Origin of the sequence: Enterobacter cloacae complex sp. SHL021 (assembly GCF_049237765.1) — a bacterium.
GTDB classification, from domain to species: domain Bacteria; phylum Pseudomonadota; class Gammaproteobacteria; order Enterobacterales; family Enterobacteriaceae; genus Enterobacter; species Enterobacter cloacae.
Window position 1 is genome coordinate 41,467 of record NZ_JBMKJG010000013.1, and the last position, 21,367, is coordinate 62,833.

19 protein-coding genes are annotated in these 21,367 nt (G+C 53.5%); 11 read left to right on the plus strand and 8 right to left on the minus strand.

Annotated elements, in window-relative coordinates:
• Nucleotides 1-24 precede the first annotated feature (24 nt).
• Complete coding sequence (locus ACOTZF_RS14425) at nucleotides 25-297, plus strand: barstar family protein (RefSeq protein WP_013098975.1); 273 nt, start codon at nucleotides 25-27, stop codon at nucleotides 295-297.
• A gap of 67 nt (nucleotides 298-364) precedes the next feature.
• On the opposite strand, the gene yhcN (ACOTZF_RS14430) is transcribed toward ACOTZF_RS14425, so the two are convergent.
• The 3 genes from yhcN (ACOTZF_RS14430) to argR all read right to left on the minus strand — a co-directional run bounded on the left by yhcN (ACOTZF_RS14430) (nucleotide 365) and on the right by argR (nucleotide 1,850).
• Nucleotides 365-631, minus strand: coding sequence for a peroxide/acid stress response protein YhcN (yhcN, locus tag ACOTZF_RS14430; protein WP_013098974.1), 267 nt, complete (start codon nucleotides 629-631; stop codon nucleotides 365-367).
• Between the two features lie 109 nt (nucleotides 632-740).
• Complete coding sequence (gene yhcN / locus ACOTZF_RS14435) at nucleotides 741-1,004, minus strand: peroxide/acid stress response protein YhcN (protein ID WP_013098973.1); 264 nt, start codon at nucleotides 1,002-1,004, stop codon at nucleotides 741-743.
• A gap of 375 nt (nucleotides 1,005-1,379) precedes the next feature.
• Complete coding sequence (argR, locus tag ACOTZF_RS14440; protein WP_013098972.1) at nucleotides 1,380-1,850, minus strand: transcriptional regulator ArgR; 471 nt, start codon at nucleotides 1,848-1,850, stop codon at nucleotides 1,380-1,382.
• Nucleotides 1,851-2,247: 397 nt separating this feature from the next.
• Between argR and mdh the strand changes: the two genes are divergently transcribed.
• Nucleotides 2,248-3,186 carry a malate dehydrogenase gene (gene mdh / locus ACOTZF_RS14445; RefSeq protein WP_020687375.1) on the plus strand — a complete coding sequence of 313 codons (939 nt, stop codon included), beginning with the start codon at nucleotides 2,248-2,250 and terminating at the stop codon, nucleotides 3,184-3,186.
• Between the two features lie 50 nt (nucleotides 3,187-3,236).
• Here the strand turns inward: mdh and degS are convergent, their stop codons facing one another.
• The 3 genes from degS to zapG all read right to left on the minus strand — a co-directional run bounded on the left by degS (nucleotide 3,237) and on the right by zapG (nucleotide 6,336).
• Nucleotides 3,237-4,304 carry an outer membrane-stress sensor serine endopeptidase DegS gene (gene degS / locus ACOTZF_RS14450; RefSeq protein WP_013098970.1) on the minus strand — a complete coding sequence of 356 codons (1,068 nt, stop codon included), beginning with the start codon at nucleotides 4,302-4,304 and terminating at the stop codon, nucleotides 3,237-3,239.
• A 93-nt stretch (nucleotides 4,305-4,397) separates the two neighbouring features.
• A complete protein-coding gene (gene degQ / locus ACOTZF_RS14455) occupies nucleotides 4,398-5,765 on the minus strand; it encodes a serine endoprotease DegQ (protein WP_013098969.1) in 1,368 nt (455 codons plus the stop codon).
• A 172-nt stretch (nucleotides 5,766-5,937) separates the two neighbouring features.
• The gene (zapG, locus tag ACOTZF_RS14460; RefSeq protein ID WP_008502832.1) at nucleotides 5,938-6,336 is read right to left on the minus strand and encodes a Z-ring associated protein ZapG; all 399 of its coding nucleotides are present in this window, start codon (nucleotides 6,334-6,336) and stop codon (nucleotides 5,938-5,940) included.
• 189 nt (nucleotides 6,337-6,525) lie between these two features.
• Here zapG and zapE point away from each other — a divergent pair, with 189 nt between their 5' ends.
• The 9 genes from zapE (at nucleotide 6,526) to ACOTZF_RS14505 (ending at nucleotide 15,118) form a co-directional block, all read left to right on the plus strand.
• Nucleotides 6,526-7,650, plus strand: coding sequence for a cell division protein ZapE (gene zapE / locus ACOTZF_RS14465; protein ID WP_058680245.1), 1,125 nt, complete (start codon nucleotides 6,526-6,528; stop codon nucleotides 7,648-7,650).
• Nucleotides 7,651-7,939: 289 nt separating this feature from the next.
• Nucleotides 7,940-8,368 (plus strand): 50S ribosomal protein L13, encoded by a 429-nt coding sequence (rplM, locus tag ACOTZF_RS14470; protein WP_013098967.1) that lies wholly within the window; start codon nucleotides 7,940-7,942, stop codon nucleotides 8,366-8,368.
• A 15-nt stretch (nucleotides 8,369-8,383) separates the two neighbouring features.
• Nucleotides 8,384-8,776: a 30S ribosomal protein S9 gene (gene rpsI / locus ACOTZF_RS14475; protein WP_000829818.1), complete on the plus strand. Its 393-nt coding sequence runs from the start codon at nucleotides 8,384-8,386 to the stop codon at nucleotides 8,774-8,776.
• Between the two features lie 308 nt (nucleotides 8,777-9,084).
• The gene (sspA, locus tag ACOTZF_RS14480; RefSeq protein WP_013098965.1) at nucleotides 9,085-9,723 is read left to right on the plus strand and encodes a stringent starvation protein SspA; all 639 of its coding nucleotides are present in this window, start codon (nucleotides 9,085-9,087) and stop codon (nucleotides 9,721-9,723) included.
• Between the two features lie 5 nt (nucleotides 9,724-9,728).
• Entirely contained in the window at nucleotides 9,729-10,226 is a 498-nt protein-coding gene (gene sspB / locus ACOTZF_RS14485; RefSeq protein ID WP_013098964.1) for a ClpXP protease specificity-enhancing factor, read from the plus strand.
• Between the two features lie 421 nt (nucleotides 10,227-10,647).
• Nucleotides 10,648-11,319: a DUF1120 domain-containing protein gene (locus ACOTZF_RS14490; RefSeq protein WP_038983653.1), complete on the plus strand. Its 672-nt coding sequence runs from the start codon at nucleotides 10,648-10,650 to the stop codon at nucleotides 11,317-11,319.
• A 110-nt stretch (nucleotides 11,320-11,429) separates the two neighbouring features.
• A complete protein-coding gene (locus ACOTZF_RS14495; RefSeq protein WP_038983651.1) occupies nucleotides 11,430-12,137 on the plus strand; it encodes a fimbria/pilus chaperone family protein in 708 nt (235 codons plus the stop codon).
• Nucleotides 12,138-12,143: 6 nt separating this feature from the next.
• On the plus strand, nucleotides 12,144-14,570 hold the full coding sequence (locus ACOTZF_RS14500) for a fimbrial biogenesis outer membrane usher protein (protein WP_038983649.1): 2,427 nt from the start codon (nucleotides 12,144-12,146) through the stop codon (nucleotides 14,568-14,570).
• Nucleotides 14,567-15,118 (plus strand): membrane protein, encoded by a 552-nt coding sequence (locus ACOTZF_RS14505; RefSeq protein WP_013098960.1) that lies wholly within the window; start codon nucleotides 14,567-14,569, stop codon nucleotides 15,116-15,118. The genes ACOTZF_RS14500 and ACOTZF_RS14505 overlap by 4 nt, the downstream gene beginning before the upstream one ends.
• Before the next feature lie 30 nt (nucleotides 15,119-15,148).
• On the opposite strand, the gene gltD is transcribed toward ACOTZF_RS14505, so the two are convergent.
• Complete coding sequence (gltD, locus tag ACOTZF_RS14510) at nucleotides 15,149-16,567, minus strand: glutamate synthase subunit GltD (RefSeq protein WP_013098959.1); 1,419 nt, start codon at nucleotides 16,565-16,567, stop codon at nucleotides 15,149-15,151.
• 9 nt (nucleotides 16,568-16,576) lie between these two features.
• Nucleotides 16,577-21,037, minus strand: coding sequence for a glutamate synthase large subunit (gene gltB, locus ACOTZF_RS14515; protein ID WP_129253360.1), 4,461 nt, complete (start codon nucleotides 21,035-21,037; stop codon nucleotides 16,577-16,579).
• Nucleotides 21,038-21,367 lie beyond the last annotated feature (330 nt).

Consider the following 21,367-nt stretch of genomic DNA (forward strand, 5'->3'; position numbering starts at 1 on the left):
CTCGCCTGGACTGGGTGGCTGGCAATGAAAACCTATACCTTTGATTTTGACGAGATCGACAGTCAGGAAGACTTCTATCGTGAATTTATCCGGGCGTTTGATCTGGAACGGGAAAGCGTCACGAATCTGGATATGCTGTGGGATGTGGTGACCGGCAGTCAGCTGCCGTTACCGCTGGAAATAGAGTTTATTCATCTGCCCGATAAGCTGCGCAGGCGATTTGGGGCGCTGATTTTATTGTTTGATGAAGCAGAAGAAGAGCTGGAAGGGCAGTTGCGTTTCAACGCGCGCCATTGATTACGCGAAAAAAAGCCCCTGACCAGCGAGACCAGGGGCAAGTCGTATGATGAGATACGACGAGGGTTTATTTATACAGTTCTGCCGTAGCGTGCCAGTGGTCACCCTGATTCAGTTCGGTGACGCGGTAGCTGCTGGCACCTGCTTTTTCAGCTTTTGCAGCCAGCTCCTGACGGATATCCATCGGAGAGCCGGTGACGGACGTTACGGAAACACTACCCATAGACTGCAGATTTTGCGCCTGCTCGGTATTCACCTGCTGGACGGCTGCGCTTGCGCCGAAAGAGAGAACCGATGCCAGACCGAGGGTTGCGATGATTAATTTGGTTTTCATAGTCTTTGCTCCTGAAGAGGTTTTTGCTCAACGGCGAGAAGGGTTGAACTGCTATTTTTATGCCTGGTGCCGTTGAGTGGAGATAGTCGTCTTCTGTTATTACTAAACCTTATTTATACAGCTCAGCGGTAGCGTGCCAGTGGTCACCGGAACGCGCTTCAATGATGCGATAGGATGATGCACCTTGTTCTTCCGCTTTTTTGTTCAGCATCTCATGCATGTCCATTGGAGACGTGCCGATTGCGCCGACAGAAACCGTACCGATAGCCTCACGGGATTGCGCCTGATCGGCATTAATGGAATCTGCTGCGAAAGCACCGAATGACAGGACAGACAGGACGCTCAGCGCCGCTACAGTTGTTTTGATTTTCATGATTTTTACCTCGTCGAATTTTTTAGTGGGGTCTTTGTTTCGTGACCCTCATCACAAAATCAAGTATACACTAATAACGGTAAAAATTAATACCAGACTAATTGTTTCATGGGTAATTACGTGTTAAACAGCGCAATTTTTATAACCTAATGGCATAATGTTGGTTGTTTTCTGTTCACCTTGGCGTGTTATATCTAAGTAAATCATATGGATAAATGATTTTGATATTTTGTGCGATTCTTTGATTTATCATTCACTGGCTGAATGTTAATGAGTGGTAAAAAGCACTATTTGTTAAATTGAGGACAGGAGAAAACAGGGGAAAACGCAGCGGGGGCAGAATGAACCCCGTAGCGACGCTACGGGGAGAGAGGATTACAGCTCCTGTTCGAACAGAACCAGGATCGCCTCGTGGAGATCTTTCACCGAAAAGCCGTTGGCTGGCGTGGTAAAGATGGTGTCATCACCGGCGATGGTACCGAGAATCCCTTCCGTTTTACCCAGAGAGTCCAGCATGCGGGCAATCAGCTGTGCGGCGCCAGGGCTTGTGTGGATCACCACAACGGCATCGTTGTGGTCGATATCCAGAACCAGATTCTTCAGCGGGCTGGAGGTTGTCGGCACGCCAAGTTCAGCTGGCAGGCAATAGACCATCTCCATTTTGGCGTTACGGGTACGCACCGCGCCAAATTTGGTCAACATACGGGAGACTTTCGACTGGTTGATATTGTCGAAGCCTTGTTCCTGCAGCGCCTGAACAATTTCTCCCTGAGAACTGAATTTCTCTTCTTTGAGTAGCGCTTTAAACGCCTTTACTAATTCTTCTTGCTTAGACGAGCTTCGCATAAGTCACCCGGAATATGACGATAGAAACAACATTATTATGCATGTGGATGAATTTTTATGCAAATTATCTACCAGGCAGCAGCCTGAAATAATGTTATGAAAGGGAGTGATATTATCAGATTTCGTTATCGGAAAACATGCCTGGGTCACGCCACGCAAATAAGCTTAAAAGTAAATTAAATGTTATCAAAATGATGTTGTTTTGGTGGCGTGGCAGGGTGTATTGTAACCACCTCTTAATTCGTTGCCGTCTGTTGTCAGAGAGTCTTCTGGGAAGAGAGAAAGTCGCGTGACCTCAAATTCTTTAGCTACGAAAATTGTAATTAATTACCTGCTGAATTAAGGTCGCCGCAACGGATTTACAGATACTTAAGTTAACCATAATAAGGAGTTTAGGATGAAAGTCGCAGTCCTCGGCGCTGCTGGTGGTATCGGCCAGGCGCTTGCCCTACTACTGAAAACCCAACTGCCTTCAGGCTCAGAACTCTCCCTGTACGACATTGCTCCGGTAACCCCAGGTGTGGCGGTTGACCTGAGCCACATCCCGACCGCTGTTAACATCAAAGGCTTCTCCGGCGAAGACGCGCGTCCTGCGCTGCAGGGTGCTGACGTTGTGCTGATCTCCGCTGGTGTGGCGCGTAAGCCAGGTATGGATCGTTCCGACCTGTTCAACGTCAACGCAGGCATCGTGAAAAATCTGGTGCAGCAGATCGCTGAAGTGTGTCCGAAAGCGTGCATCGGTATCATCACTAACCCGGTGAACACCACGGTCGCTATTGCGGCAGAAGTGCTGAAGAAAGCAGGCGTTTACGACAAGAACAAACTGTTCGGCGTGACCACGCTGGATATCATCCGTTCTAACACCTTCGTGGCTGAGCTGAAAGGTAAGCAGCCTACGGAAGTTGAAGTGCCGGTCATCGGTGGTCACTCAGGTGTGACGATTCTGCCGCTGCTGTCGCAGATCCCTGGCGTGAGCTTCACCGAGCAGGAAGTGGCTGACCTGACCAAACGTATCCAGAACGCAGGCACCGAAGTGGTGGAAGCGAAGGCGGGTGGCGGTTCTGCAACGCTGTCTATGGGCCAGGCGGCTGCACGTTTCGGTCTGTCACTGGTTCGCGCGCTGCAGGGCGAGAAGGGCGTGGTTGAATGCGCTTATGTTGAAGGCGATGGCGAACACGCGCGCTTCTTCTCCCAGCCGCTGCTGCTCGGTAAAAATGGTATCGAAGAGCGTAAGCCAATTGGCACGCTGAGCGCGTTTGAACAAAACGCGATGGAAGGCATGCTGGACACGCTGAAGAAAGATATCACGCTGGGCGAAGAGTTCGTTAACAAGTGATCTTGTCCCGGTAAAAAAACGGAGCGCTACGCTCCGTTTTTTTATGCCCGTCAGTTGGTGGCCGGGTATTCCTGAATGGTCACATGCAGCGTCAGTTTCTTATCGTTGCGCATGACTTCAACCGGGATGATGGAACCCGGGCGAATTTCTGCCACCTGGTCCATCGTCTCAAGCGCAGAGACCGCCGGTGTGCCGTTGACCGACAGAATGACATCATTAACCTGAATGCCCGCATTGGCAGCCGGTCCGCCAGGCGCCACTTCGTTAACCACAATCCCCTGAATCTGATCGATCCCGCCACCCTGCGTATGCATAGGGGCAATTTCGCGACCACCAATCCCGATGTAACCGCGGATCACGCGACCGTCCCGGATCAGCTTGTCCATAATTTTGGTTGCCAGCTGGAACGGAATGGCAAAGCCGATCCCTTCCGGCGTCTCGCCATCGTTGCTTTTATCGAAGGAGAGGGTGTTGATACCCATAAGCTCGCCCAGCGAGTTGACCAGCGCGCCGCCGGAGTTCCCGTGGTTGATGGAGGCATCGGTTTGCAGGAAGTTCTGCCGTCCCGATGGGTTCAGACCGATGCGACCCGTGGCGCTGATGATCCCCTGGGTGATGGTCTGCCCCAGGTTGTATGGGTTACCGATAGCCAGAACCACATCGCCAATGTGCGGAGTGCGTTTTCGGTTGATCGGAATCACGGGCAGCCCGCCGGTGGCGTTGATTTTCAGCACGGCCAGATCGGTCAGGCTGTCAGAGCCGACAAGTAAGGCCTCAAACACGCGGCCATCCTGAAGTGCGACGATGATCTGGTCAGCATCGTTGATCACGTGCTTGTTGGTAATGATGTATCCGCGATCGTCCATAATCACGCCGGAGCCGAGGGTACGGATCTCCAGCTGGTTATGGGCTGAACTGTTAAGACCACGGTTGTAGACGTTCACCACTGCGGGTGCGGCACGGCGAACGGCCTGATTATAGGTGGCAGGCGTTTCATCCGCGCTGTCAAACTGGGGAGCCGACAGCTTGTTGAACTGGCGTAAAGACGGCATGGCCGCTAACAGCAGGCCCGCAACAATCAAACCGATGGCAATGGAACGAAAGAGCTTTAAAAGCATGATGCGCGTGTCGTTAAAAAAGGAACGGTTTGCAGCATAACATGAGTTATCCCGGACATCACACGCGGCGGTGATACCCGGGATAGCAAATGCTTAGCGCAACAGAATATAGATAGATTCGTTGCCGCGCATAATTTGCAGGGCAATGACCGTTGGTTTACTTTCCAGCACCTTGCGCAGCTCAGCGATAGACTGCACGCGGGTGCGATTCACGCCGATGATCACATCATCCTGATGCAATCCCGCCTGCGCGGCAGGGCTGCTCTTCTCTACGGTATCGATGCTGATGCCTTTGGTGCCGTCTTTAAGCTGCCCGTCGCTGAGGGTCGCGCCCTGCAGTGCCGGGGCGATAAGCTCCGCACTGGCGGAGGAAGAGGTGCTCTTGTCCAGCGTCACTTCCACATTCAGCGGTTTGCCGTCACGAATCAGGCCCAGCTTCACTTTGGCGCCCGGTTCGGTGGTGGCGATACGTGAGCGCAGCTCTGCAAAGCTGCTCAGTGGCTTATCATTCAGGCTGACGATCACATCACCTGATTTAATGCCCGCTTTTGCCGAGCCGGAATTGGGCAGCACTTCACTGACGAACGCACCGCGCTGCACGTTGATGTTGAACGCTTTTGCGATATCGGCGCTCATCTCCATCCCTTTGATGCCCAGCAGGCCGCGTTTGACTTCACCAAACTGGATAAGCTGCTGTGCCAGCGTTTTGGCCATATTGCTGGGAATGGCAAACCCGATCCCGATACTGCCGCCACCTGGCGCGAGGATTGCTGTGTTAATACCAATCAGCTCGCCGTTAAGGTTCAGCAGCGCCCCGCCGGAATTCCCGCGGTTAATTGAGGCATCGGTCTGGATAAAGTTTTCCAGGCCTTCAAGATTCAGGCCGCTGCGCCCCAGCGCGGAAATGATCCCGGAGGTCGCCGTTTGTCCTAAACCAAAGGGGTTGCCCACGGCAACAGCAAAGTCGCCGACGCGCAGTTTGTCGGAGTCCGCGATGGCAATCTGGGTCAGATTACTTGGGTTTTGCACCTGCAACAGCGCGATGTCGCTCTGGTCATCGCCGCCGATCAATTTGGCATCAAATTCCCGACCATCATTCAGCTGCACGCTGATTTTATCGGCCTGGCTGATAACGTGGTTGTTGGTCAGAATATAGCCTTTGGCCGCATCAATGATGACGCCTGAGCCCAGCCCTTCAAAAGGCTGAGCCTGCTGGTCGGGCGACTCATCGCCAAAATATTTTTTCAGTTCTTCAGGTACGCGCTGGCTTTGCACGGCAGTGCCTTCTACCTGCACGCTGACTACCGCAGGCAACACTTTTTCCAGCATGGGTGCGAGGCTCGGAATCGCCGTCTGGCCCGGCACCTGCGAGGGAAGGGCGGCAAAGGCAGGGAAGGACGCCGAGAGAGATAACCCGACACTTAACGCTAACGCGCTCAACAGCTGGTTCTTTTTCTTCATCGATGCTGACTCTCGTAACCTGGAGTAAAGGAAAAAACGGGCCCAAAAACACGTTGATGTTATTGAATTTTAAACCGCTGAACAATGAGGTGTTTAACTAAATAATAGCTGGGGTCAGGAAGAAAGGACGGGCGCAATCGCTGCGCCCGTAAAATAATTTCAGGTTGTGTGATTAATCGCGCTTAACACCGCCGCGCAGCAGGCCGGACGCGCCATCAGAATAGTCGCGAGGCATCTGAACAGGGGCCTGATCGTTACCGGCCTCAGAGTCTGCCAGACGGTTGCGGAACGGGTTGGTTTCCGCGGTCATTTCCGGCAGCAGGCTGCTGGAGCTTTTTGCCATGTGCTGATACAGCTGGCGGTAGTCGGTCGCCATATTGTCCAGCAGCTCAGCGCTACGGGCAAAGTGGCTGACCAGCTCTTCGCGGTACTCTTCCAGCTCGGCTTTGTTCTTTTCCAGTTCGTATTGCAGTGACTGCTGCTGACGCAATTTGCGATTACCGAAACGCATGGCCACAGCACCGATCACGATGCCGACGACTAAACCGATTAGCGCATATTCCCAGGTCATGAACTTCTCCCGTTGTCTTGTTGTTCCGTAGGGTGTTGGCTCGGCTCCTGCCTGTGCCTGATATTGCCACTATAACCGCTATTTCTGCAGAAGTGGAATCCTGACGTATCATCGCGTAGTGTAGAACGGCCTTTTTTTCATCAGTCACGCCTGCTGATGAGGTTTAATTGAAGGAATAACAACAAGATTATGCAAAACCTGTCCCCCGCATCGCGATATCAACTGGCCCTGGACGAGGGCTCACATCAGCCGGATGACGTTCAACGTGAAGCGGTTAACCGTCTGGATACCCTTTTCCATGAGCTTACGGCAAAACCTGCGGAAGCAGGGCAGAGCGGTGGGCTGAAGGCGGCATTGAGCCGACTGCTCGGAAAAAAAGAGCCACAGGCTAACGCTCCGGCACGCGGTTTATATATGTGGGGCGGTGTCGGTCGCGGGAAAACCTGGTTGATGGATCTGTTTTATCAGAGCCTGCCGGGTGAGCGTAAACAACGCCTGCACTTCCACCGCTTTATGCTGCGGGTGCATGAAGAGTTAACGGCGCTGCAGGGCAAAAGCGATCCGCTGGATATTGTGGCTGACAGGTTTAAGGCCGAAACGGACGTCCTTTGTTTCGATGAGTTTTTTGTTTCGGATATCACCGATGCCATGCTGTTGGGCGGCCTGATGAAAGCGCTGTTTGCCCGCGGAATCACGCTGGTCGCCACCTCGAATATTCCGCCGGATGAGCTGTATCGTAACGGCCTCCAGCGGGCGCGTTTCCTGCCTGCCATTGATGCCATCAAACAGCATTGTGACATTATGAATGTTGATGCGGGCGTGGATTACCGTTTGCGCACGCTGACTCAGGCGCACCTGTGGCTCTCACCGCTGAATGCCGAGACCACCCGCCAGATGGATAAACTGTGGCTGGCGCTGGCGGGGGCAAAGCGCGAAAACGCCCCGACGCTGGAGATTAACCATCGTCCGTTGCCTACGCTCGGTGTTGAAAACCAAACGCTGGCGGTCTCTTTTGCGACGCTGTGCGTGGATGCCCGCAGTCAGCACGACTACATCGCCCTTTCGCGCCTGTTCCACACGGTGATGCTGCTGGATGTACCCGTCATGACACGGCTGATGGAAAGCGAAGCGCGACGCTTCATTGCGCTGGTGGACGAGTTTTACGAACGCCACGTCAAGCTGGTGGTGAGCGCCGAGGTGCCTTTATATGAGGTGTATCAGGGGGAACGTTTGAAGTTTGAGTTCCAGCGCTGCCTGTCGCGCCTGCAGGAGATGCAAAGCGAGGAATACCTGAAGCTGGAGCATATGCCTTAAATGCTACCCTCTCCCCGTGGGAAAGGGGCTGGGGGTGAGGGCACCGGACCGCAAAAACTCGCCCCCCGAAAAACCCATTCCAAATCACATTTAAGGGTCGATCTTTGACCTCAACTTCTCTATAATCTTGCGACCCCACGTTACGAGAAGGTTTTTTTCCCGAAACTTTCTATGTGTCGGCATGAGCTATTCGAAGGGGTAGGTTTGCCGGACTTTGTCGTGTGAACCTCAACTGACTAAACGTTTGGGTGTTCACCAACGTGTAACTTATTATTTGGGTAAGCTTTTAATGAAAACTTTTACAGCTAAACCAGAAACCGTACAACGCGACTGGTATGTTGTTGACGCGACCGGTAAAACTCTGGGCCGTCTGGCTACTGAACTGGCTCGTCGCCTGCGCGGTAAGCACAAAGCGGAATACACTCCGCACGTTGATACTGGAGACTACATCATCGTTCTGAACGCAGAAAAAGTTGCTGTAACCGGCAACAAGCGCGAAGACAAAATGTACTACCACCACACTGGCCACATCGGTGGTATCAAAGAAGCGACCTTTGAAGAGATGATTGCTCGCCGTCCTGAGCGTGTGATTGAAATCGCGGTTAAAGGCATGCTGCCAAAAGGCCCGCTGGGTCGTGCTATGTTCCGTAAACTGAAAGTTTACGCAGGTAACGAGCACAACCACGCGGCACAGCAACCGCAAGTTCTTGACATCTAATCGGGATTATAGGCAATGGCTGAAAATCAATACTACGGCACTGGTCGCCGCAAAAGTTCCGCAGCTCGCGTGTTCATCAAACCGGGCAACGGTAAAATCGTAATCAACCAGCGTTCTCTGGAACAGTACTTCGGTCGCGAAACTGCCCGCATGGTAGTTCGCCAGCCGCTGGAACTGGTTGATATGGTAGAAAAACTGGATCTGTACATCACCGTTAAAGGTGGTGGTATCTCCGGTCAGGCAGGTGCGATCCGTCACGGTATCACCCGCGCTCTGATGGAGTACGACGAATCCCTGCGTTCTGAACTGCGTAAAGCTGGCTTCGTTACTCGTGACGCTCGTCAGGTTGAACGTAAGAAAGTGGGTCTGCGTAAAGCACGTCGTCGTCCACAGTTCTCCAAACGTTAATCATTTTCTGCTCACGCAGAACGATTGGCGAAAAACCCGCTTCGGCGGGTTTTTTTATGGGTAATGCTCAGGTTATCCACATTATCAATGCATATATCTCCTCTTTTTCCGCATTTCCAGAATCCCCTCACCACAAAGCCATCAAAATCTGGTAAACTATCATCCAATTTTCTGCCCAAATATCGGTGAATACTCGATTTTTGTTCGATTCTTGAACAATGTGTCTTCTCTGGGATGGGCGCTACATCATCTGGCTGGCCCCACCGGGCCGGTAGCAGTAAAAATTCTGAATATACCTGGAGGTTTTCATGGCTGTCGCTGCCAACAAACGTTCGGTAATGACGCTGTTTTCTGGTCCTACTGACATTTATAGCCATCAGGTTCGTATCGTGCTGGCCGAGAAGGGTGTCAGTTTTGAGATCGAGCATGTGGAAAAGGATAACCCACCTCAGGATCTGATCGATCTCAACCCGAGCCAAAGTGTACCAACGCTGGTGGATCGCGAGCTGACCCTGTGGGAATCCCGTATCATTATGGAATACCTGGATGAGCGTTTCCCGCATCCACCGCTGATGCCTGTTTACCCTGTGGCGCGTGGGGAAAGCCGCCTGTACATGCAGCGTATCGAGAAAGACTGGTACACGCTGATGAACGTGATCGAAAACGGCTCTGCTTCAGAAGCAGACGCTGCACGTAAACAACTGCGTGAAGAGCTGCTGGCGATTGCCCCTGTGTTCGGCCAGAAACCGTTCTTCCTGAGCGATGAGTTCAGTCTGGTGGACTGCTACCTGGCACCGCTGCTGTGGCGCCTGCCGACACTTGGCGTTGAATTCAGCGGCCCGGGCGCAAAAGAGCTGAAAGGCTATATGACCCGCGTCTTTGAACGCGACTCCTTCCTGGCATCCTTAACTGAACCGGAACGTGAAATGCGTCTTGGCCGAGGCTAATGACTGTGGAAATGTCACAACTTTCACCACGCCGTCCGTATCTGCTGCGCGCCTTCTATGAATGGCTGCTGGATAACCAGCTCACGCCGCACCTGGTTGTGGATGTGACGTTGCCGGGCGTGCTGGTTCCGATGGAATACGCGCGTGACGGACAGATCGTTTTGAACATTGCCCCCCGTGCGGTGGGTAATCTTGAACTGGCGAACGACGAAGTGCGTTTTAACGCGCGTTTCGGCGGCGTACCACGTCAGGTTTCCGTGCCGCTGGCCGCGGTGCTGGCTATCTACGCGCGGGAAAACGGCGCGGGTACGATGTTCGAGCCGGAAGCGGCTTACGATGAAGACGTTGCCAGCCTGAATGAAGACGATGCAACCGGGGAGCGAGACAGCGACACGGTGATGTCGGTTATTGACGGCGACAAACCTGACCGCCAGGATGAAAACGATCCTGATGACGATCCGCCACCACGCGGCGGGCGTCCGGCTCTCAGAGTGGTAAAATAAGCGTCATCCATTATAAAATCCAGCCCTCCTCAGTCGGCTGGATTTTTTTTGTCGATGTAAAGATTAAGCGCCTGTTGAACGAATATTTTTTCTATGTATAGATTTGTACAAAATTAAGACAGTGCAATGCTTTATTCTATATGACAGAAATTTTGGAATACAAAGCCAGCGAAAATAAATCATCGCAAGCAATAATTATTCTGAATACAAATGGTCTAAAAAGAACTGGAAACCTCTGTTTTATAAACCCTGCCTATTGTTTGAGTAAATCTAAAAAGAAAAGTTAATAAACCTAAGTTGCATGTATTTATGATTTCTATATTATCGCACCATGCATTTTGCAAACGGAGGTAATAGCGACTATCAAGGATGAATTCAGTCGAATTTTATTTTCTTTAAATCATAAGTTATGGATTAACTCGTGAAAAAAATTCTATTGGCTACAGCATTATTCCTTTGCGTAAACTCTACGTTTGCCGCTGAAACCGCGATATTGAAAATTAAAGGGACGTTGACAGCCTCGGCCTGTACTCCTGAATTTAGCAATGGCGGCGTGGTGGACTATGGAAATATCCGCTTAGGTGAATTGTCCTCTACGGCGGTGAACCAGTTAGGGCAACGGAATATCGATCTCACCATTACCTGCACGGCAGCAACAAAAGTGGCCTGGAATATGATAGACGATCGCGCCGACTCTAACGCAGGATTAACCGTTTCTGCCGGTACATTTACGGGTGGGGCACAGAGTGCGACTAACCAGACCTATGGCGTTGGCAAAGCAGGCACGGTAAATATTGGCTCTTATGCCATGTTTATGAAGGTGAATAGCGTTACTGCAGACGGAAAATCTGTCGATCCAATATATCAGCAGAATGGCTCAACGACCTGGGCTAAGAGTACTGATGGTTCAAGTCAGGGTGAAAATAATCGTAATATTACCGTCGCATTAGCGGGAAGTATTGACCCGCTTGCTTTCCAGACAGCAACATTTCCGCTGGTAACGTCTCTGGCTATTCAGAATACCACAACGCTTGCCATTACCGATGATACCCGGCTGGATGGTCAGTTGACGATCAGCCTAAAGTATCTGTAATTCTTTCAAATTTAAAGTGAGTTAAATTTAATGCAGAGGGAATACGCTTTCTCTCAAAAATAAGCGCCATCAACACGGAATGTTAAGTAGTGCTTTCAAGGAATATACATATGACATGCTCTAAAAAGGTTTTATTTAAAACACTCGCTGCCGCAGCTTTATTCTCTGCACAGTTTGGCGTACATGCAGCCGGTATGGTGCCAGAAACCAGTCTGCTGGTGATTGATGAAGCGACCCACAGTGGCACCATCAACGTCAAAAATACCGATAGCCATCCGTCGCTACTGTACACCGACGTGGTGGATCTGCCGGATGATAAAGGCCTGAAACTCGTCACGACTCAGCCTGTGGTACGACTCGAGCCCGGTCAGACTCAGCAATTGCGCTTCATCCTGCAAACCAGCAAACCGCTGGACGTTGAGCACTACAAGCGTGTGACCTTTGAAGGGATCCCGCCGAAGAGCGATGACAATAAAGTGAAAATTGGCATCAATATTCGTCAGGACCTGCCCGTACTGATTCGCCCTGCGAAGCTGGCCGTGGTAACCGATGCGTGGAAATTCCTCGAATGGACCGCGTCAGGCACGTCCGTCACGGTAAAAAACCCAAGCAAATATGTTGTGCGTCTGGCACAGAACGTGGTGCTGCAGCCTTCAGGCATCAGCGGATCGCTTGTCAAAACCTACATTTTACCCGGTGAAACCATGACGGTTTCTATGGGCAAATCCGTCAGTGGAAACACGAAAGTGAAGTTTTTCCCGGCCAGCCGCTATGGGGTCGAAGTGCCCAGCTTTATCTCGGATCTCAATAAAAAATAAAGGATTATGGCGGTGCGTAAAAAAAGCCAACTTGCACTTTTTGTGCGCGCTGTGATTTATAGCGCAATACCTCTGATGTTGCTTGATGCTCCCTCCCTCCACGCGAGGGAGGTGACGTTTGATACTGATATCCTGAAATCACGTGGTCTTGGGGCCGATCTAAACCGCTATTTTGCACAAGCGCCGCGCTTTTTACCGGGGACGCATTCCGTTTCTGTCAAAGTGAACGGTAACGATCGCGGAACAGCGGCCGTACGCTTCAGTGAAGACGGGACGATGTGCGTTGATAACGACTTCCTGGAATTTGCAGGTCTCATGCCGGTGCCCATAAAGGCGAATGAGACCTGCCATGATCTGCGTAGCGATTACGCTCAGGCGGTGATCAATCCCTTGCCAAACCAGGAAGCGGTCGAGCTTTATCTGCCAGCGGAAGCACTTAACAGCCTGAGCGCTGATGTCAAAAATTTCCAGCATGGCGGCACGGCAGGCATGCTTAACTACTCGCTCTTCAGCACCAAAAACGAATACAGCGGAAGTGACAGCAGCAGTAACCGTTACTCACAGGCAAGCCTGGAGGCGGGCTTCAACGCGATGGACTGGTCGCTACGCAGCCGCTATATCCTGACGGATGACAACGGCAACCGAAACGCAGAGAGTATTTATACCTACGCAGAGCATGTGTTTGTTCCTCAACGCCTGACCATGCAGGTGGGGGAAATTAACGCCATGTCAGATGTGTTAAGCGGCGTCCCGATTACCGGTGTGCAGTTAATGCCGACCAGCGGTCTGCAGAAAGACAGTTCGGGGGTGAGCGTATCCGGTATTGCCCGAACCTCGCAGGCGCGCGTTGAAGTGCGTCAAAACGGAAGACTCATTTTTAACACGTTAGTACCGGCGGGCCCGTTCACGCTGGATGACGTCCCGATGGTCCGTAACAACGTCGATCTTGACGTCACCGTTGTGGAGTCCGACGGTTCGACCAACCACTACATTGTTCCCGCCGCATCCGTAAAAGCCCGAAATCTTTCAAAACCAAACGGCCTGACCGTTTCGGCGGGCCAGGTGCGTGGTATAGACAGTGACTACAGCGATCCGCTGGTGTTCAACGTATCCGATGGCTGGCGAATTTTCCCCTGGATGAACCTGCTTGCCTCCGGCGTGGTGGCCGAAGATTACCAGGCCGCGGGGGCGCGCACAGAATTTATGGTTACCGATGGCTGGAACGTCTCTACCAGTATGGCCGCCAGCAACGCGCAATTTGGCGACAGTAATAACGGTATCAAAAACGAACTCCAGAGCGATTACTCGTTGACTGAGAATGTCGGCCTGTCTGCCAGCGTGGCGCATTACAGCGGTGATTATCGTGAACTCGCAGATGCCATGGATGATGATTATCAGGGCTATGACAACAGTTATTCGGCCAACGTACGTTGGTCCACAGAATTGGCCGGGGCATTTAGTGCGGGCCTGAGCTACAACCAGGCCGCAGGAGACGGCGAAGATTCCCGCTACTTGCTTCTGTCGTGGGGAAAAACCTTCAAATACGCTTCAATCAACGTGAACTGGCAAAGCGCAGTGGGCAGCACGGATGACGACCAGGACGACGATCTGCTCTATATCAACCTCAGCATTCCGTTAGGTGGTTCGCAGAGCCTGAGTTCGTATATGCGTAAGCAGGGCGACAGCACCAGCTATGGTCTGGCGAACAGCGGGTCGCTGGGGGAGAACACCAACTACTATATTTCTGCCGATCGTGATGACGAATCGCAGGAAAACAGCTTCAACGGCAACATCAACACTAATCTTCACTACACCCAGCTTAGCGTTGGGGGCGGTACCAGCGGCGATCATCAGCGTAACTACAATGCGACCCTGTCTGGCGGCATTGCGATGCACAAAGACGGTGTGACCTTCTCGCCGTATTCCATCAAGGACACGTTTGCCATCGCCAGACTCAGCGAACCGAAAGCGGGCGTTGAGATCACCACGCCGCAGGGCACCGTCTGGACCGACCGCTGGGGCCAGGCTGTCATTCCCGGCCTGACTGAATGGCGTAACTCACGTATCGAAGTGGATGCGAACAAGCTACCGCAGAGCATGACCCTGGCGAACGGGACCAAATATATTGCTGCTGCACATGGCTCGGTAAGCGAAGTGAGCTTTAAAGTATTGAACAGCCGCCGCGTGATGTTACGTATTAAGCAGGCCGACGGGAAGCCGCTGACGAAAGGTCTGTCGGTGGTGGATGATAAAAATAACTACGTGGTGACGGTGGTTGATGACGGACATGTCTTCCTGAACGATGCCGATCAGATTAGCGCGCTTTATGCCGTTGATGATGACAATAACCGTCTGTGCAAACTTGATTTTACGCTTCCTGAAAAGCACGACGAAGACGCGTTTTACGAAGAAGTTAACGGAGTATGTCGATGAACATTCAACGTCTGGCTGCGCTATTGCTGCTTGCTTTACCGTGCCTTTCTTATGCTGACGATTGTCAGCTAACGCTCTCTCAGCCGGTTGTGGATTATCATCAGATGCGGCGTGACAGCATTGTCACCAGCCAGCAGAGCTGGAACAAAATGCCGGAAAAAGACATAAATGTCAGCGTCTATTGCCCGGAAAAACAGCAGATGGCGACGCTGTTACAGGGGGCTTCTGGTCAGAAAGGGCGTTTTCAGTTTGGTCAGAACGGTGGTGTGGCGATAAAGGTCAGCAACCTGACGCTGGATGGTAAAAGCTACAACGTAGGGAAAACAACGGATCAGGTGAATTTTACGCCGGATACTGATAATGGGTCATCGCTCTATATCCGCAATAACGAGGCTGTCGTGGCGGTTGAAAACGGCAGGGTACCCAGCGGCCAGCAGATGAACTTTACCGTCACCATTTTCCCGGTACTCAATGACAGCGCGTTTAACCATATTTCGGATCAAACCGCGCTGGAGACCGATTTAACCTGGCAACTGCTTAAAAAATAAAAGTTGGCCCGGCAATCGCCGGGCCAATTTTTACACTTCCAGATAATTCAGTATACCGTCTGCCGCCTTACGGCCTTCGGCAATTGCCGTCACCACCAGGTCAGAACCACGAACGATATCACCACCGGCGAAGATTTTCGGGTTGCTGGTCTGGAACGCATTGTCGCTGCCTTCTGGCGCGATAATACGACCCTGCGAATCCAGCTCAACGCTGTGCTTCGCCAGCCACTCCATGCTGTGAGGACGGAAACCGAACGCCATGACGACCGCGTCAGCCGGGATCACGTGCTCAGAACCAGCCACGATCTCCGCGCGACGGCGGCCTTTGGCATCCGGGGCACCCATCTCGGTGCGCGCCATCTTCACGCCGCTCACTTTACCGTTGGCATTCACTTCAATACCCAGAGGCTGGATGTTGAACTGGAACTCCACGCCCTCTTCACGCGCGTTTTTCACTTCGCGTTTTGAGCCCGGCATGTTCTCTTCGTCACGACGGTAAGCACAGATTACGTGCGCCGCGTTCTGACGAATAGAGGTACGCACGCAGTCCATCGCGGTGTCACCACCGCCCAGCACCACCACGCGTTTGCCTTCCATGCTGACGTAAGGCTCATCGGCCGTTTCGCCATATCCCATGATCTGCTTGGTGTTGGCAATCAGGAACGGCAGCGCGTCGTACACGCCTGGCGCGTCTTCGTTCTCGAGCCCGCCACGCATGGACTGATAGGTACCCACGCCCAGGAACACGGCGTCGTAATCCTTCAGCAGATCGTCGAGCTGCACGTCGCGGCCCACTTCTACATTCAGTTTGAACTCAATGCCCATGCCGGTGAAGATTTCACGGCGACGGGTCATAACCTCTTTCTCCAGCTTGAAGGCCGGGATACCGAAGGTCAGCAGGCCGCCGATCTCCGGATGACGGTCAAAGACCACCGCCTTCACGCCGTTACGGGTCAGGACATCCGCACAGGCCAGGCCCGCCGGACCCGCGCCGATGATCGCCACGCGCTTATCGGTTTGCTTCACGCCGGTCATATCCGGACGCCAGCCCATCTCAAACGCTTTATCGTTGATGTAGCGCTCAATGTTACCGATGGTCACCGCGCCAAACTCGTCGTTCAGCGTACAGGAGCCTTCACACAGACGGTCCTGCGGACACACGCGGCCGCACACTTCTGGCAGGGTGTTGGTCTGGTGAGAAAGCTCGGCGGCTTCAAAAATACGCCCTTCGTTGGCCAGCTTCAGCCAGTTAGGGATGTAGTTATGGACCGGACATTTCCACTCACAGTAAGGGTTACCGCAGGACAGGCAGCGGTCTGCCTGTGCTTTGGCCTGGCCTTCTGAAAACGGCTCATAGATTTCTACAAATTCAATTTTACGGATCTTCAGCGGTTTCTTTGGCGGATCAACACGCTGCAGGTCGATAAACTGGTATACGTTCTGGCTCATCTGAATTCCTTACTGCGCCTGCACACGCAGCTCTGCTGCGCTACGACTACGGTGACCTAACAGGGCTTTAACATCGCTGGACTTCGGTTTAACCAGCGCGAATTTCGCAGAGAACGCCGGCCAGTTCGCCAGGATCTCTTCGCCGCGCGAAGAACCGGTATGCTGCACGTGTTCGGTAATCAAACCGCGCAGATGTTCTTCGTGGATCGCCAGCGTATCAACGTCCAGCACTTCCACCAGTTCTGGGTTCACGCGTTTGCGGAACTCACCATCTTCATCCAGGACGTATGCAAAACCGCCCGTCATGCCTGCGCCAAAGTTCACGCCGGTTTTACCCAGCACGCAAACAATCCCTCCCGTCATGTATTCACAGCCGTTATCGCCAATGCCTTCCACCACGGTGATAGCACCGGAGTTACGCACCGCAAAACGCTCACCCGCACGGCCCGCGGCAAACAGACGGCCACCGGTCGCGCCGTAAAGACAGGTGTTACCGATGATGCTGGCCTCGTGACTGCGGAAAGCAGAGCCCACCGGAGGACGCACCGCCAGCAGACCACCCGCCATGCCTTTACCGACGTAGTCGTTAGCATCGCCGGTCAGGTACAGCTCAACGCCGCCGGCATTCCACACACCGAAGCTCTGACCCGCCGTACCGCTGAAGTGCGCGGTGATCGGATCCGCTGCCAGCCCCTGATCGCCGTGCGTTTGCGCGATGTAACCAGAGAGCGACGCGCCCACAGAGCGGTCGGTGTTGCGGATATCAAACCAGAACGTTTTGCTCTGCTTCTCATCCACATATGGCTTCGCCTGCTGCAGCAGCTGCGCGTTCAGCACGCCATTGTCGAACGGCGGGTTGTTCTCGGTGCAGTAGACCGCTTTACCCGGATGCGGCTCGGCCGTTTCCAGCAGCTTGCCCAGATCCAGTTTCTGCTGTTTGGCAGTGAAACCGTCCAGCTCTTTCAGCAGGTCGGTACGGCCAATCAGATCCACCAGACGTTTTACACCCAGTTGCGCCATCAGCTCGCGGGTTTCACGGGCGATGAAGTCAAAGTAGTTCGTCACTTTGAACGGCAGGCCGTGATAGTGGTTCTTACGCAGCTTCTCGTCCTGGGTTGCAACGCCGGTCGCACAGTTGTTCAGGTGGCAAATACGCAGGTATTTACAGCCCAGCGCAACCATCGGGCCAGTACCAAAGCCGAAGCTTTCCGCACCCAGAATCGCCGCCTTGATGATGTCGAGGCCGGTTTTCAGGCCGCCGTCCACCTGCAGACGGATCTTGTGGCGCAGACCGTTTGCCACCAGAGCCTGTTGGGTTTCCACCAGGCCCAGCTCCCACGGACAACCCGCGTATTTCACGGAAGAGAGCGGGCTTGCACCAGTACCACCGTCATAACCGGCGATGGTGATGAGATCCGCATAGGCTTTCGCCACACCGGTCGCGATGGTGCCGACGCCCGGTTCGGAAACCAGCTTCACGGAGATCATCGCTTTCGGGTTGACCTGTTTCAGGTCGAAAATCAGCTGCGCCAGATCCTCGATAGAGTAGATATCGTGGTGCGGCGGCGGGGAGATCAGCGTCACGCCCGGTACCGAGTAACGCAGTTTGGCGATGTACGGGGTGACTTTATCACCCGGTAACTGACCGCCTTCGCCCGGTTTTGCCCCCTGAGCGACTTTAATCTGAATGACGTCGGCGTTAACCAGGTACGCAGGCGTTACGCCAAAGCGACCGGATGCCACCTGCTTGATACGGGACACTTTATTGGTGCCGTAGCGGGCAGGATCTTCACCGCCTTCACCGGAGTTAGAGTTACCGCCGATGCTGTTCATCGCTTCGGCCAGCGCCTCGTGGGCTTCCGGGCTTAATGCGCCGATGGACATAGCAGCGGTGTCAAAGCGTTTGAACAGCTCATACGCAGGCTCTACGTCGTCGATGCTGACCGCTTCATCACCCGGGTTCAGCGCCAGCAGATCGCGCAGCGTGGCCGCCGGACGGTTGTTCACCAGCTCAGCATACTGCTGATAATCGCTGTACTCGCCGCTCTGGACGGCCTGCTGCAGCGTGCGCACCACGTCCGGGTTGTAGGCGTGATACTCACCACCGTGAACGTACTTCAGCAGACCACCTTGCTCCAGCGGCTTACGTGCCAGCCAGGCACGCTTAGACAGGTTCACCAGATCCTGCTGGAAGTCGGCAAAACCGGCTCCACCGATGCGGCTGACCACGCCCTGGAAGCAGAGGTTTGCCACGTCGTTATGCAGGCCAACCGCTTCAAACAGCTTCGAGCAGCGGTAAGAGGCGATGGTCGAGATGCCCATTTTGGACATGATCTTGTAAAGGCCTTTGTTGATGCCGTTACGGTAGTTCAGCATCACGGTACGGTAATCTTTGTCGATCGCGCGGGTGTCCACCAGACGAGCCAGCGTTTCGTAGGCCAGGTATGGATAGATCGCCGTCGCACCAAAGCCTAACAGCACGGCAAAGTGGTGTGGATCGCGTGCGCTTGCGGTTTCAACAATGATGTTGGCGTCGCAGCGCAGGCTCTTATCGACCAGGCGCGTCTGGATAGCCCCCACCGCCATTGGCGCAGGCACCGGCAGGCGGTTCTTCGCAATGTTACGGTCAGACAGCACCAGCAGAACGGTGCCGTTACGCACCATCTGTTCCGCTTTGTCACACAGCGCGTTCACCGTCTCTTCGAGGGTCGCTTCGGTCACGTCGAAGGTGATATCGAGCGTGTCAGCGCGGTAGTGATCCTCTTTCAGCGTGGTGAGCTGTTTGAAATCGGAGTAAAGCAGGATCGGCGATTTAAAGGTCAGGCGGTGAGCCTGGCCTTCTGCCTCGCAGAAGACGTTCATCTCGCGACCAATGCTTGTCGCCAATGACATGACGTGGGCTTCACGCAGCGGGTCGATTGGCGGGTTGGTCACCTGTGCAAACTGTTGACGGAAGTAGTCATAAATTACACGCGGCTGGCTGGAGAGCACGGCAAACGGGGTATCGTCACCCATGGAGCCGACAGCCTCCTGACCGTTTTCACCAAGCACGCGGATGACGGAATCCAGCTCTTCCGCACTGTAGTTAAACTGCTTCTGGAAGCTTGCCAGCGTATCGTCGTCCAGCTCGCGGCTGCCCACTTCTTCGTCCGGCAGATCTTCGAACGGCACCAGACGGCGCACGTTTTTCTCCATCCACTCTTTATAGGGATGGCGGCTCTTCAGATCGTTGTCTGTTTCAGCGGAGTGCAGAATACGCCCACCGCGGGTATCGATAACCATCAGCTCGCCCGGCCCAACACGGCCTTTCTCAACCACTTCGTCAGGCTGGTAATCCCAGATACCGACTTCTGAGGCGCAGGTGATGAGCTTGTCTTTGGTGATGACGTAGCGTGCCGGACGCAGACCGTTACGGTCCAGGTTACAGGCGGCAAAACGACCGTCGGACATGACGATGCCCGCCGGGCCATCCCATGGCTCCATGTGCATGGAGTTAAAGTCAAAGAATGCGCGCAGCTCCGGATCCATATCCGGATTGTTCTGCCAGGCCGGTGGCACGAGCAGACGCATGGCACGCACGATATCCATGCCGCCTGCCAGCAGCAGCTCCAGCATGTTATCCATGGAGCTGGAGTCAGAGCCGGTTTCGTTAACGAACGGCGCAGCATCATGCAGGTCCGGGATCAGTGGGGTCTGGAACTTATAGGTACGGGCGCGCGCCCACTGGCGGTTACCGGTGATGGTGTTGATCTCGCCGTTGTGCGCCAGATAGCGGAACGGCTGTGCCAGCGGCCAGCGTGGAACGGTGTTGGTGGAGAAGCGCTGGTGGAACAGGCAAATGGCCGATTCCAGACGCAGGTCCGCCAGGTCCAGGTAGAAGCGCGGCAGGTCAGCTGGCATACACAGACCTTTATAGATGTTCACCAGGTTCGAGAGGCTACAGACGTAGAACTCTTTGTCGTCCTGGAGACGCTTTTCAATGCGGCGGCGGGCGATAAACAGACGGCGTTCCATATCACGTGGACGCCAGCCAGCAGGCGCATTAACAAAAATCTGTTCAATACGAGGCAGCGAGGAGAGGGCGATTTCACCGAGCACCCCTTCGTTGGTTGGCACATCGCGCCAGCCGACAATAGACAGGGTTTCACGCTGAAGTTCTTCTTCAACGATGCGGCGTGAGGCGGCAGCTTTTTCAGGATCCTGATTCAGGAACAGCATACCGACAGCGTAGTTTTTGGCTAAACGCCAGCCGCGCTCTTCCGCCACGATACGGAAGAAACGATCCGGTTTTTGCAGCAGCAGGCCGCAACCGTCGCCGGTTTTACCATCGGCAAGGATGGCACCACGGTGCTGCATACGGGCCAGTGCGTGAATAGCAGTACGCACTACCTTGTGGCTAGGTTCGCCTTCTATGTGGGCGATCAGGCCGAAACCACAGTTATCCTTCTCAAGGGATTTATCGTACAACATATCAGTGAACCTCCCCAGGCTCGTCGGGCTTCCCACTGAACCGTGGCGCACAGGCACAGAAAGAGCATGGCGACGGGGTTTGCGTTTCATACGCGGACCTCGCATTCGCCCTCTTTTCATCCTTTCGCGCAGGTAAACAAGTTTGAGGACTTGCTTCAGAGGGAATCTCAATTACTGCATAAATATGATGAGCAGGCCGCTCATCCAGAAAGCTTCCAGCGGATTTCCAACTTATCGGGAATTGGTACACAGGTCAAATGGCAATCTTATTTATACAAAAATGTGCTATAGAGAAGATAATCTATTGTATTTAAAAGATATTTAACTATT

What these genes read in the sequence shown, in the direction of transcription:
- ACOTZF_RS14425 (WP_013098975.1), top strand. Translation starts at nt 25, where the DNA reads ATGAAAACCTATACCTTTGATTTTGACGAGATCGACAGTCAGGAAGAC.
- yhcN (WP_013098974.1), bottom strand. Translation starts at nt 631, where the DNA reads ATGAAAACCAAATTAATCATCGCAACCCTCGGTCTGGCATCGGTTCTC.
- yhcN (WP_013098973.1), bottom strand. Translation starts at nt 1,004, where the DNA reads ATGAAAATCAAAACAACTGTAGCGGCGCTGAGCGTCCTGTCTGTCCTG.
- argR (WP_013098972.1), bottom strand. Translation starts at nt 1,850, where the DNA reads ATGCGAAGCTCGTCTAAGCAAGAAGAATTAGTAAAGGCGTTTAAAGCG.
- mdh (WP_020687375.1), top strand. Translation starts at nt 2,248, where the DNA reads ATGAAAGTCGCAGTCCTCGGCGCTGCTGGTGGTATCGGCCAGGCGCTT.
- degS (WP_013098970.1), bottom strand. Translation starts at nt 4,304, where the DNA reads ATGCTTTTAAAGCTCTTTCGTTCCATTGCCATCGGTTTGATTGTTGCG.
- degQ (WP_013098969.1), bottom strand. Translation starts at nt 5,765, where the DNA reads ATGAAGAAAAAGAACCAGCTGTTGAGCGCGTTAGCGTTAAGTGTCGGG.
- zapG (WP_008502832.1), bottom strand. Translation starts at nt 6,336, where the DNA reads ATGACCTGGGAATATGCGCTAATCGGTTTAGTCGTCGGCATCGTGATC.
- zapE (WP_058680245.1), top strand. Translation starts at nt 6,526, where the DNA reads ATGCAAAACCTGTCCCCCGCATCGCGATATCAACTGGCCCTGGACGAG.
- rplM (WP_013098967.1), top strand. Translation starts at nt 7,940, where the DNA reads ATGAAAACTTTTACAGCTAAACCAGAAACCGTACAACGCGACTGGTAT.
- rpsI (WP_000829818.1), top strand. Translation starts at nt 8,384, where the DNA reads ATGGCTGAAAATCAATACTACGGCACTGGTCGCCGCAAAAGTTCCGCA.
- sspA (WP_013098965.1), top strand. Translation starts at nt 9,085, where the DNA reads ATGGCTGTCGCTGCCAACAAACGTTCGGTAATGACGCTGTTTTCTGGT.
- ACOTZF_RS14495 (WP_038983651.1), top strand. Translation starts at nt 11,430, where the DNA reads ATGACATGCTCTAAAAAGGTTTTATTTAAAACACTCGCTGCCGCAGCT.
- ACOTZF_RS14500 (WP_038983649.1), top strand. Translation starts at nt 12,144, where the DNA reads ATGGCGGTGCGTAAAAAAAGCCAACTTGCACTTTTTGTGCGCGCTGTG.
- ACOTZF_RS14505 (WP_013098960.1), top strand. Translation starts at nt 14,567, where the DNA reads ATGAACATTCAACGTCTGGCTGCGCTATTGCTGCTTGCTTTACCGTGC.
- gltD (WP_013098959.1), bottom strand. Translation starts at nt 16,567, where the DNA reads ATGAGCCAGAACGTATACCAGTTTATCGACCTGCAGCGTGTTGATCCG.
- gltB (WP_129253360.1), bottom strand. Translation starts at nt 21,037, where the DNA reads ATGTTGTACGATAAATCCCTTGAGAAGGATAACTGTGGTTTCGGCCTG.